Raw genomic sequence first — 12,028 nt, 5'->3', positions numbered from 1 at the left:
CGGCTACGCTCAGGACAGGCTATACTTCCCAGAGCAGCGGTAAGGGGTAGCGAAGTGGAAAGCCAAAACGGGGGATTGTGTCCAAGACTTTTTTAGGAAAGCTCTTTGCCCGAAATGAAGCTTTTCGCGAAATGTAGTGGCAATGTGCTGAACGGTTTATAAATCGGGTTATACTATTGGAGTAGTATTTAAAGCGGACTTGACCTTAAAGATGGAGATTGGAATGGAGTTTGAACGCTTCCCGAATTTTCTCGGGAACAAGTGGGCAAGTGGAATGGAAATCGGAATCTTTGAGGTTGTGTCCAAGATCCTTTCCCGAAGCGCTTTTCCCGAAATGGAGCTTGTCGGAATGCAGGGGAATGGGCTGAGGGCACTATTTAAACTACCACTTTCTGAACGGCATATAGCGTGAGGGGTAGAAGCGGCATCCTTTTGTGGCCCCTTAGATCCACAAAAGATATAGCGGATGACCCGGTCCGCTTACATTTTTGCGGAGGCTGTTGTGCGTGGGCAGAATGCGGGCGGTGACACGCCAAATAAAACTAAATGCTGTAAATCGGAGGTGTTCAGCGATATTTTATTAGCAATGATATAGACGCAAATTATTTTTCATTCTGCCCATCTACCTTTTGATAGACCCGTAACGCAGGGCATCCATTATGATTAAAAAAGAAAGCCCACTCTTGCGAGCAGGCTTTCACATTTGAAGGCATTAATTTCATTAAAGTTCAAATTGTACAATCTGTTCCTCAATCACTGATTTACGTACTTCCAAAGTGGAATCTGCTCCTTGTGGCGTATTGGCTTCCGATAAATAATTAAACTAAATCCAGAGGTGGTGTTTTACCAAAATGAATAAGTAAAATTTATATTAACCGAATATTTGATATTGCTGCTATTAACATCATAAGGTTTGGTAATACCATCACGATGTCTAAAAACAAAAACACCATTAGTAGCATAATTATACATGTTAGCGCCTATAAAATTGCTCCAATTTTTGGTCGTGCTAAATTGTGTCCAAACCTCTAAACCTAAGATCCTGATTTTACCTACGTTGGTATACGCACTATTTAAATTACTATCAAGCATGACCCCATTATTTTCATAGCAACACATGATTATAAATACGCTCCAATTGATTCATCATCCTTTGGCATCCTTTTCTTGATTTCCCTTCCACTTTTATTTCTATGACTTTCTTATTATTTTCATCATTAAAACTCTTAATAAGAAACCATCCATTGGGAAAATACACTTTCAGAATGTCTGATTCATCTTTAAGGTATAAATCAAATTCTCCACTAACCCAATTAACCATCCTATCATAAACACCATGGTTTTTAATAATTTCCACTTTTTTAAGGCGGAAATGAAATATTGGATCATCAAAAGTTTCTATATTCTTATCTAATTTATTTTTTAATGAATCCATTTTACCTTGGTTTTAAATATTAGTAATGCCACCTCACAAAAGCCTCCATAGCAGCATAGTGTGACAAGCCTAATTCATGGTACAAATTGGCAGTTTCATTGTTTCTGTCTTCAGCACGTTGCCAAAATTCCCTACTATCACTACCTTGAAATACCACTCCGTCTTTTTGCGATTGATGCTTGAAAATACCTTTTCGTTTTTCCAATACTTGGTCGGGCCCCATAGGTACGGCCATTTCAATTTCATCAATGCCCCATTCTTGCCATGCGCCTCTGTATAACCAAACCCAGCAATCGTTCATGAATTTTTTAGGTTTTAATTGTTTTACGGCTTCAAAAATAGCGTCCAAGCATACTTTATGGGTGCCATGAGGGTCAGCTAAATCGCCAGCGGCATATATTTGGTGCGGTTTGATTTTCTCGATTAAATCTGAAGTTATTTTTACATCAGCTACACCTATAGGATTCTTTTTTATGGCACCTGTTTCATAAAATGGCAATTCCATAAAATGTATCTGTTCATCTGGAATACCGATAAAATGGCAGGTTGCACGTGCTTCTCCTTTTCGTATCAATCCCTTTATATGTCTAACCTCTGGTGTATCAATTTCACTGGATTTTTTGTTCTTTAAAAATTCAGCTGCTTTTTTATAAATAGTTTCTGCTTCTGCACTTTCTATTCCAAACTTATCATTGTAATCACATACAAAACTGGCAAAACGCAGTGCTTCATCATCTGCAACAGCAATGTTTCCAGAAGTTTGATAACCGACATGCACTTCGTGCCCCTGTTCATGCAAACGTTTAAAAGTACCGCCCATACTGATAATATCATCATCGGGATGTGGACTAAATATGATCACACGTTTTTTTGCGGGTTCTGCACGTTCCGGTCGTTTGCTATCGTCGGCATTTGGTTTGCCTCCAGGCCAACCTGTAATGGTATTTTGAAGCTTGTTGAATATTTTTATATTGATGTCGTAGGCAGGTCCAGAATCAGCCAATAAATCGCTCATACCGTTTTCTATATAATCGGCATCGGTAAGCATTAAAATCGGCTTTTTTAAATAAAGTGCTAAGGACAAAACCGCTTTTCTTATAAGTTTATCCGTCCAAACAATTTTTTCAACTAGCCAAGGTGTATTGATGCGGGTAAGTTTTGAAGCCGCTGCTTGATCTAATACAAAGGTGGCATTGTTATGCTCTTGCAGATAGGATGCGGGCACTAAATTGGTTACCGTATCTTCAACCGAAGCTTTTATGATATTGGATTTTCCTTCTCCCCAAGCCAATAAGATGACTCTTTTGGCTTCCATAATCTTTTTCACTCCCAAAGTAATAGCCGTTCTTGGGGTATTCTCCAGTCCAGAAAAATCACCACTTGCCGCCACTCTTGTTATATGGTCTAAAGCCACCAAACGGGTTCTAGAATTTTGAAGTGATCCAGATTCATTAAATCCTATGTGTCCATTGCCTCCAATACCCAGTATCTGTAAATCCATACCGCCCAGGGCTTCTATTTTAGCTTCGTAGCCATCGCAATACCCAGCAATGGCTTCTTTTGATAATAATCCATCGGGAATATTGTAGTTTTCTGGTAAAATATCTATATGATTGAACAATTGTTCTTTCATAAAGCGCACATAGCTATTTACAGAATCTGGTTCCATGGGGTAATATTCATCTAGATTAAAGGATACTACATTTTTAAAACTTAATCCTTCTTCCTTATGTAAGCGAACTAGTTCCGCATATAATCCTTTAGGCGAAGACCCTGTTGCTAAACCTAATATACAAGGTTGTTTTTGTGCCTGTTTTACCCTAATTAAATTTGCAATTTCTTTTGCAACAGCTTTTGATGCCATAGTAGAGTTTTCAAAAACGATGGTACCTATGTTTTCAAATCTTTTCTCGAATCCTGTGGCTTTGTCTATACTACTCTTTAACATGGTTATAATCTTTAATGTTTGTTTTTAATGTTCTTTCCTAAAATATTATCTAACACCCATGAAGTATGCAATGCAGTACTTCCTGTTGATGGGTGTTTGGATTCTTGAAACAAATGGTTTTTTATGTTTTTAACATGGAATAATTGAATGTTTTCAGGATTTTCAATATTGACACTTTCTTTAATACTTCCATAATCCAATACAATCGGTACTTCTTCAAAAACGGAGAAGCTTATTTTTCCGTTATCTCCATAAATTTGAACAAGGTCTTCTCTTTTTTCAGTTCCAAAATTCCAGCTACCTGAACCTGTTACTCCAGATGTATGAATCCAACTTCCTGTGATGGCATCCATAGCCGCATATAAACCTTGCTGATTAATCGCTATTCCATTAGCTTCTTTAATGCCTCCCAATAAATGAATGAATAAATCCATGCCATGAGATGCTAAATCATCAAAATAACCTCCGTAAGCAATATTAATATCAGTACGCCAATTATATTCTTTTGACAAATCGATTGTATTTGCTGGCTTGCTTAGATGCCAATATACATGTCTTACAGTTCCTATTTTATTTTTTTTAAGCCATGATTTAACCTGTTCAAACCTTGGAAGTGACCTTCTATAATAGGCAACAAATAATGGAATATTTTTTTCTTCAAATGCGTTGTTAATCAGTATACACTCGTCATAACTTGGTGCCATAGGTTTTTCAATACAACAAATTTTACCAACAGCCGCTACCTTAAGGGCATAATACATATGGGAATCTGGTGGAGTTGCAATATACACTGCATCCACTTCAGTGTCGTTAATCAAATCATCTGCGTTATCATAAAATTTAGGTACACCATGTCTTAAAGCATAATCTTCAGCTTTAGTAACATCACGACGCATCACGGCATGTAATTTAAATCCTTCTACTTTTTGATAAGCAGGCCCACTCTTGACCTCAGTCACACTTCCACATCCAATAATTCCCCATTTAAATATTTTTCCCATCCTTTTCCCAAAACTATAATTTCAATATTTTTAAAAATTTTATAAAATTTATTACTTCATTAATTATTTTTTTGACCAACTTTTGTATTTATGGCCCCAAATGGCAAAAAACAGAATCAAAGCATAGCATGGTATTAAAATCCAATAACTAATTGTAGCAGATGATGCTAATGCTTCAGATTCATTCATACCATTTTTTAAAAGTTCTACTTTATTAGCATCTACTATTCTACCATATAAAGGCGGAATGATGGCTCCACCCGAAATAGCCATAATGAGCAAAGCAGAAGCTGTTTTAGTAAACTTGCCCAAACCCGCTAGCGTCAATGGCCAAATGGCAGGCCACACCAAAGCATTGGCAACCCCTAAAGCAGCCACGAACAATACAGAAGTAAAGCCTGTGGTATTTAAAACACAAATGCTGAATATAATACCTAAAATAGCACTAGTTATTAAAGCTGTTTTTTGTTTAAGATATTTTGGAATTAAAAACACACCCAAAGCATAGGTTGCCACCATAGCCATTAACGTATAGGTTGTAAAGAACTTGGCTTCTTCACCAGTAAACCCTAAGGATATACCATAGGCAATAATAGTATCCCCTGCAATAACCTCTGCTCCAACATACACAAACAACGCCAAAACGCCCAACCATAAATGTGGAAACTGAAAAATACTGGTTTTTGTGCTTTTCCCTACAGCTGTCACTTCTGGTTCTTCGGCTTCTACGTGAGGCAACGGCGCTTTTCTTATCAATACCCCTAAAAGAAATAGAACAATTGCCATAACCAAATAGGGCAGAAAAACACTATCAGCCATCGTATCCAACAGGATTCCTTTTTCCTCAATGGTAGCCGTTCCCAATTTTTCTTTGACCTCGTCTATTCCTGACAATAACAAGGCTCCAAAAATCAAAGACCCTAATGCACCTGCCGTTTTATTCGCTATCCCCATAATGGCAATTCGCTTTGCTCCACTTTCAATAGGGCCTAAAATGGTAATATATGGATTGGCTGCTGTTTGTAGCAAAGTCATTCCAACACCTTGAATAAAAATACCGGTTAAAAACACCCAATACGTTCTGGCTTCTGCTGCTGGAATAAATACTAAAGCGCCAATAGCCATTATTATTAATCCTAAAGACATCCCCCTTTTATACCCTATTTTATTTAAAATATAAGAAGCCGGCAATGCCATAACCACAAAAGAGATGTAAGATGCCGAAGCAACTAAATAGGATTGAGCATCGGTAAGCTCATTAATAGTCTTCATAAAGGGGATTAATGCTCCATTAATCCATGTTACAAAACCGAAAATAAAAAATAAGCATGCAATAATAATTATGGGAATTGTGTACTTTGCTTGAGTTGATAATTTTTGTGAATCTGACATATAGTTGAGTTTAAATATTAAATAACATCTACTTTTATTAAAAACATATTTCCATTATTTGTTGAATTTCATCATGTTTCCCTTCAAAACTTTTAACCAATTTGAATTGATTTTTTACACGATCTAAATGATGTTCTTGATAATTTATTTTATAGTAATTATGGCTCAACTTCATTTTTTTTACATTTAATATTCTCTTACCAAATTTTCAAAGTCAAGAAAAAGTGATTTGCCGTTCATATTGATTTTTAAAGTTTCCGCTTTCCTTTCAGATTTAACATAGGGTGAATCAAAATGATGATAGTTTGTGTTTATATTCTTTCCATTCACATTAAAATTAGAATTATATTTTAATTCATATTTATTACCATTAGAATAATAATATAATTCAAGATTATTCTCTTCAAATTGTATTTTATTGTTTCTAATACGGTTTACAAAGTCCTCAAAAGAACCATCTTGTGTTTTTGAACCTGCTTCTGTAATCCAAAATGTAATTCTCCCTTTTTGGATTATGTCATCCTTTGTGCCCTCTCTGTATTTAAATCCATTTGTTCCTATTAATGCACAATAGGCTTCTCCCTTTTTTCCAAAAACATAGTTACCAGCCAACAAAATGGTATCAAATTTCTCTTCGGGAAAATATGCGTGGGTGTAGTTCAATAATTCTTTTTCCATCATTCCCTTTTTGCTAGGAATATTATATATCGAAAGATTTACATTTTTTTCTTGAACGGAATGAGGAAGATGGCCATATCCTACCCAGTAATTAGGTGAATGTATTTTAACATCTTTTTCAACTGCTGGATGACAATGATAAATTGCAAAATGATTGCCTATATTCATACCAGAGATATGATGCTGGTCTGCGTAGTCACCTACTTGGTAGTTTTGTACGGTATATAATGAATAGTCCTTTGTTTTATACGTATAGGTATTACCCTTTTGAATAGCTGTGCCATTATATTGAGGGTTAATTAGCTTCACAACGAATGGTTCAAGATGTAAAAATCTTAAAATGGAGAAATCAAGCACCTTAAACTCACTCAAAAAATCATTGGAAAACATACGGTTTGAGCGTATATGTGACAGTGAATTTCGTACTACACTTGGATTTACAAAAGCCTCCATACCCCATTGCATCATTAGGCTACGTGTATCTTTTTCATAATAGCCTTCCACCTGCAGTTCTGAAATATCAAGACCATTACTTTGTTTAATGACTACATTAGAACTATCGAGTGCAATCTCTTTTATTACCGGTGGCAATTCATATTTATCTGTAAGCATTAACCCATACATCATACCTGCGCCAATTTCCTTTCCATTGCCCCAATAATATTCAGTTAATCCTCTAAGTGATCTAGGGCCTTTACGGTTACCTTCATAGGCTCTACCACTAACAGAAACAAACATATTTTTATAGCTTTGTGTTGCTACATCATAAAAGAGCAAGTCTAATATCATTTTACTCTTCTCCGTGATTTCTTTATCCTCAGCAAAGTCTATCAGATTTATTAACGCAGCAATATCCTCTTTGTAATATACTTCCGAATAAAACTCAGTAAAACCATAATTCCATCGCATCATTAACCAATCAAGTATGCGAACTTTAGCTTTTTCCTTATGTTCACGACCTGTTAATCCACTATTGGGAAAAATAGTATTTGCATATTTTTTTCCAATCAAATATTCGGCTGATGCAAACAGAATCTGGTGGTTTTCACTCCAATAGCACATTGAGTTTTCTCCAGGCTCATCTAACCAATAACGAAAATTAAAGAGTATATCTTCTGTCTTTTTCTTATAAGCAGGGGGTATTTTGTTCTCAAATTCATAGATTATTCTAATAAGATTCACCAACCTGAAATCAGCACAGTCATATTCACTTTCAATATACTCTAATGTACCATTAAGTCGCTCCCAGTCAACATTCGTATCTCCATTAACTAAATCCCAATAGATTTCGGATTCATTAGTTTTAATGGTCTGTTTAGGTTCGACTGGATAGGTTTCATATTGTGAAATACGAATAAAATCCACTCCAATTATCACTAATAAGACAATGATAATGGACAATAATATCTTATATCTCATCTTAGTCTTATGTTGCATATCGTTTGATAAGTATCATTTTTGTCTGAATATTTATATAATTCAATAACTGTATTGTTTTTCTTGTTTAGCATCTACTTTAGGACTCATCTCTATTCTAAAAATCCCAAGGATCCATATTCATTGTTGGATAGTTTCAATATGCTTCACCATCCGACCGCGCTCCAAGACTAAAGTCTTCAACCCTCTCTCTCAAAGTTCCTTCGCTGCACAACCTTCAGATATTGCTGTGCCGATAACAATTGTGTCATACAGTTCGTTCTTCTTCATTAATAAAACTATTTTATTTCTTTAATCTTAATATCCTTCCATCTCACTTTTATTCCACCTCCTGAATGAATTTGTAAAGCGATAGAACCAACTCCTTTTCCAATTTTCTCATCAGAAATCGCAACCATTTCTTCACCGTTTAACCAAGAAGTCAATTCATTACCAACCACTCTAATTTTCATGGAATTCCATTCTCCTTCTTTTAATACCTCTTCTTTTTCAGCAGTTGGTTTAATCAGCCATCCTCTACCGTAAGATTCGTAAACACCACCAGTGTGCTTTCCTTTTGGAGCCACTTCTACTTGCCAACCAGAAACTTTAGTTCCTTCAACTGTTGAACGAATAAAAACACCGCTATTACCATTAGCTTCTTGCTTAAATTTTAAGGTTAAAACGTAATCTTTATAATGTTTGTCTGTTGCCAAATAACCATATTCCTTATCTGGGCCACTTTCACAAACCATTAAGCCATCTTCAACATACCATTTTTCAGTACCATAGTTTGTCCAACCATCTAAATTCTTTCCATTGAACAACGATTTTTTCTGGGCATGCAATTGAAATCCGAAACTGAAAACCATTACTAAACCTGTTAAAACTATTCTTCTCATTTTATTATACTTTTTTATTAATTCTGTCTTGTCCTAACCTGGTTTGTCTATAATGCCAGTTACATCATTATTCAAGCACTTCGTTTTCAGGTGAATCTTCTGGTTTCCATTGACATGCCAGTTTTTCCCCATCAATCTTTTGATAGTTTACCCCTAACCGATTCAGTCTCTTTTCATTACTAACTATCATATGGATGTGCGATTGTGAACCTTCTTTTGCCATTCCCTGAATGATCATCTGTCCATTTATTTTATTCAAGCGCAACGACATTATTTTAATATATATATATTAGCAAGCCTTCTATGTTTTGCTTTTAAAATATGATGTTTTTTATCAATAAAAAACAGGGCTGCTAATAATTTTATTACCATACATAGCATCCAGTCCCATCTGCACACAAATAGCAGTATTGGCACCAGTTGTAACATTGGAGATTGGTGTTTTATTTAAATTAATGTTATCCCTAAAATCAATTAAGGCTTGTTCGCTAGGTTCTTTATGTACTATTTCAATGGGAATTCCCATACCTTGTTCCCATTTTATTGTCGCTCCAGAAACGCCATCTAAAGTTCCCATTTCTTTTTTATTGTCCCCTTCTGGGTAAAACCATGCCTTAGCATAATCTAGTATAATAGTCCCCTTATCACCAATTACCTTTATTTTATAGCCATCTTTAGCATTGTTTGTCAGGCAAGTAAATGTTGCTTTTACGCCACTTGGATAATTGTAAATCAAGTGAATATTGTCATAAGTTTCTCGTCCATCTTTCCAATAATCAATACCACCAGTTCCCATAACTTGATTTGGCATTTCATCTAATACCCAGTTTGCAAAATCTATTTGATGCGAACAAAGTTCGGCCAGCAAACCTCCTGAAAACTCACGATACATTCGCCAATTAATAGCTCTTTCCTGCTCTGGTTTTGGAACTGGACGTCTCCAATTTCCATTGCGGTTCCATTGGCATTCAAAAGCGGTTATTTTTCCTATTTTCCCATTTTTAATAAGATCAACCACATGGGAATATAATCTGGAACTATGATATTGATGACCTGTTTGAAATATAGTGCTGGATTGGTTTGCCTTTTCTACAAGATTTTGAATACCTTCATAGCCCTTTGCCATTGTTTTTTCACAATAAACATGTTTACCAGCATCTAGCGCATCTATAGCTATTTGTGAATGCGTGCTAAATGGTGTAGATACCAGTATGGCATCAATATCTTTATTATCTAATAATTTACGATAATCATTGTAGCCTTTTGCTTTACTGTTTATTGCTTTTAAGCCATTATCCAATCTAAAAGGTATAACATCAGAACAAGCAATTGCTTTAAGGTTTTTAATTCTATTGATATTTGATATCATTCCTGTACCCCTGTCACCTGTACCAATAACACCTATGTTTAAAGTTTCGTTGGCATTTTTGAAATCAAGCATATTACCCATAGCCAATGCAGATGTACCTATAGCCGCTGAAGCTATAGACCCTTTTATTATAAATTCCCTTCTTTTCATGTATTGTTATGATTTAAGTCTTTTTTTAAATTTGATGGATAATTATTACTATTATATGATATGTGATAAATAGTAGTAAAAGTGTAAATGTTTTAACATGACAATCGTGTTTTAATAATTAATGTCTGTTCTTACAATACTCTCCTTCTTCATTTTTATATGGTGACCGGTAATTTTATGATTTATGCACTATTAAATCCCCTTATTTAATATTTTCCATCCTTAAAAATCAATATTTTCTAACTTCACTACAATTGGATTGGGCCATTTACGGTCATTATAAATTCTTTGTGCCCTCATAACCGAAATCCCAATACCATCATCAGTGTTCTTCACAATGGGTTTCGGATCTACATTGGGATTGTATTCAAGAACTAAACTATTATGTCCTAAAACTGAAATCTTGGTATTCTCGTTTGCTTTTAAAGATTTTAGGTTGAATATCTTTCGTTCACCTAAAACCCAGTCTTCTTCTTCAAGAAAGACATAAACGGTGTTCTCGTTCCGTTTTTTCATGAACCAGATATTTGACGCATTCGTCACCTTGAAAGGAACCGTATCCTCAAAGGCTTCTTGGTTTATAAACATCCACAATGAGATTTCATTCAGTTTTCCTTTTTGTTCCTGAGGAAACCTTCCTAGCTCGTCAGGCCCAAAGTTCAACAAGAAATTTCCTCCTTTAGCCCTGATCTCTATTAACTTTCGAATCACATCATTGGCCGATTTGTAATTTTCATTCGTTGGCCTGTATTGCCATTGGTCTCCAAATGTATAACATGCCTCCCACGGAGATGGAATTGCTGTATTTGGCGTTTCTTGTTCGGGGGTTTCAATGGCGCCTCTGGTCACTACAACATCTGGATCAATCTCCCAGCACATTTTGGCCAATTCTGTCTTTGCATATTGTTCCATGCCATCAAAAAATAAGATATCGATCTTTCCATAATTTGACATCAACTCCTTCACTTGTTCCTTAGCATAACTATTCAGCGCCTCATTCCTCGACGCAAGTGCCTCTGGTCTTTCCCTTGAAATCAGAGTGCCCTGTTTGTACAAAAAGTAAAAATCATCAGGAGAATAGTATAATCCTATTGCCAATCCTTCTTCCCTAAAAGCATCCACCACTTGTTTTGTGATGTCCTTTCCGTAGGGCGTATTCATGATGCTGAAATCTGTGGTCTTCGTTTCGTACATACAAAATCCATTGTGGTGTTTGGTTGTGAATACCACATATTTCATCCCTGCCAAACGAGCTGCTCTTGCCCATTCACGAGCATCAAATAAACTTGGGTTGAAGGTTTTAGGAAGCTCATTGACATAGCGATCTAGATAGTCATCTGAAGCCCCGACCATACTATGGCTAATCACCATACCTAATTGCACATCAAAGCTCCAATGTATAAACATACCAAGGCCTAGATTCGTAAACCATTCCTCACGCTCTGGTTTATTCAGGTTCAATGGTTTCTCTTGTGCTTCTAGAAGAAAAAAGCCAAAAAGAAACAGAACTAGTAATAATTGCTCTTTTAAGTTTTTCATTGTACTTTATTATTTTTTTTAATTATTGTTAATAATAGGGTCATGCCAAATATCAATCCCGTAAAGAGGTTGATTCGGTTTTATGTAATCGAATACTTAAAAACTGTCTTTTTTGAAATATTGAATTCGCCATATTAATATTCTACATTTAGTACTAAAATTTGTCTTTTTATAAAATTTCCCTCTAAGGAATCGGCC

10 protein-coding genes and 1 pseudogene are annotated in these 12,028 nt (G+C 35.5%); all 11 read right to left on the bottom strand.

Going from position 1 to position 12,028, the window contains the following annotated elements; genetic code table 11:
* Positions 1-843: 843 nt before the first annotated feature.
* Positions 844-1,092, bottom strand: a complete 249-nt coding sequence (locus CSW08_RS13865; protein ID WP_157831496.1) for a hypothetical protein — start codon at positions 1,090-1,092, stop codon at positions 844-846.
* A gap of 13 nt (positions 1,093-1,105) precedes the next feature.
* Positions 1,106-1,435 (bottom strand): hypothetical protein, encoded by a 330-nt coding sequence (locus tag CSW08_RS13860; protein ID WP_106660469.1) that lies wholly within the window; start codon positions 1,433-1,435, stop codon positions 1,106-1,108.
* 19 nt (positions 1,436-1,454) lie between these two features.
* A complete protein-coding gene (gene nagB / locus CSW08_RS13855; protein WP_106660468.1) occupies positions 1,455-3,383 on the bottom strand; it encodes a glucosamine-6-phosphate deaminase in 1,929 nt (642 codons plus the stop codon).
* 11 nt (positions 3,384-3,394) lie between these two features.
* Positions 3,395-4,384, bottom strand: a complete 990-nt coding sequence (locus CSW08_RS13850; RefSeq protein WP_106660467.1) for a Gfo/Idh/MocA family protein — start codon at positions 4,382-4,384, stop codon at positions 3,395-3,397.
* Between the two features lie 63 nt (positions 4,385-4,447).
* Positions 4,448-5,776, bottom strand: a complete 1,329-nt coding sequence (locus tag CSW08_RS13845; RefSeq protein WP_106660466.1) for a sugar MFS transporter — start codon at positions 5,774-5,776, stop codon at positions 4,448-4,450.
* 186 nt (positions 5,777-5,962) lie between these two features.
* Positions 5,963-7,831: a hypothetical protein gene (locus tag CSW08_RS13840; RefSeq protein ID WP_157831495.1), complete on the bottom strand. Its 1,869-nt coding sequence runs from the start codon at positions 7,829-7,831 to the stop codon at positions 5,963-5,965.
* Between the two features lie 160 nt (positions 7,832-7,991).
* A pseudogene (locus tag CSW08_RS18400) lies at positions 7,992-8,161 on the bottom strand (GMC family oxidoreductase); the annotation flags it as partial.
* Between the two features lie 8 nt (positions 8,162-8,169).
* A complete protein-coding gene (locus CSW08_RS13835; RefSeq protein ID WP_106660464.1) occupies positions 8,170-8,772 on the bottom strand; it encodes a 3-keto-disaccharide hydrolase in 603 nt (200 codons plus the stop codon).
* Positions 8,773-8,839: 67 nt separating this feature from the next.
* Positions 8,840-9,043, bottom strand: a complete 204-nt coding sequence (locus tag CSW08_RS13830) for a hypothetical protein (RefSeq protein WP_106660463.1) — start codon at positions 9,041-9,043, stop codon at positions 8,840-8,842.
* A 63-nt stretch (positions 9,044-9,106) separates the two neighbouring features.
* Entirely contained in the window at positions 9,107-10,291 is a 1,185-nt protein-coding gene (locus CSW08_RS13825) for a Gfo/Idh/MocA family protein (RefSeq protein WP_106660462.1), read from the bottom strand.
* Positions 10,292-10,513: 222 nt separating this feature from the next.
* A complete protein-coding gene (locus CSW08_RS13820; RefSeq protein WP_106660461.1) occupies positions 10,514-11,830 on the bottom strand; it encodes an alpha-L-fucosidase in 1,317 nt (438 codons plus the stop codon).
* Positions 11,831-12,028: the final 198 nt, after the last annotated feature.

Origin of the sequence: Confluentibacter flavum (genome assembly GCF_002843175.1) — a bacterium.
Lineage (GTDB): Bacteria > Bacteroidota > Bacteroidia > Flavobacteriales > Flavobacteriaceae > Confluentibacter > Confluentibacter flavum.
The sequence above is the reverse complement of the archived record's forward strand: the minus strand, read 5'-3'. Positions and strand labels throughout refer to the sequence as shown.

What these genes read in the sequence shown, in the direction of transcription:
- CSW08_RS13865 (WP_157831496.1), bottom strand. Translation starts at nt 1,092, where the DNA reads ATGCTTGATAGTAATTTAAATAGTGCGTATACCAACGTAGGTAAAATC.
- CSW08_RS13860 (WP_106660469.1), bottom strand. Translation starts at nt 1,435, where the DNA reads ATGGATTCATTAAAAAATAAATTAGATAAGAATATAGAAACTTTTGAT.
- nagB (WP_106660468.1), bottom strand. Translation starts at nt 3,383, where the DNA reads ATGTTAAAGAGTAGTATAGACAAAGCCACAGGATTCGAGAAAAGATTT.
- CSW08_RS13850 (WP_106660467.1), bottom strand. Translation starts at nt 4,384, where the DNA reads ATGGGAAAAATATTTAAATGGGGAATTATTGGATGTGGAAGTGTGACT.
- CSW08_RS13845 (WP_106660466.1), bottom strand. Translation starts at nt 5,776, where the DNA reads ATGTCAGATTCACAAAAATTATCAACTCAAGCAAAGTACACAATTCCC.
- CSW08_RS13835 (WP_106660464.1), bottom strand. Translation starts at nt 8,772, where the DNA reads ATGAGAAGAATAGTTTTAACAGGTTTAGTAATGGTTTTCAGTTTCGGA.
- CSW08_RS13830 (WP_106660463.1), bottom strand. Translation starts at nt 9,043, where the DNA reads ATGTCGTTGCGCTTGAATAAAATAAATGGACAGATGATCATTCAGGGA.
- CSW08_RS13825 (WP_106660462.1), bottom strand. Translation starts at nt 10,291, where the DNA reads ATGAAAAGAAGGGAATTTATAATAAAAGGGTCTATAGCTTCAGCGGCT.
- CSW08_RS13820 (WP_106660461.1), bottom strand. Translation starts at nt 11,830, where the DNA reads ATGAAAAACTTAAAAGAGCAATTATTACTAGTTCTGTTTCTTTTTGGC.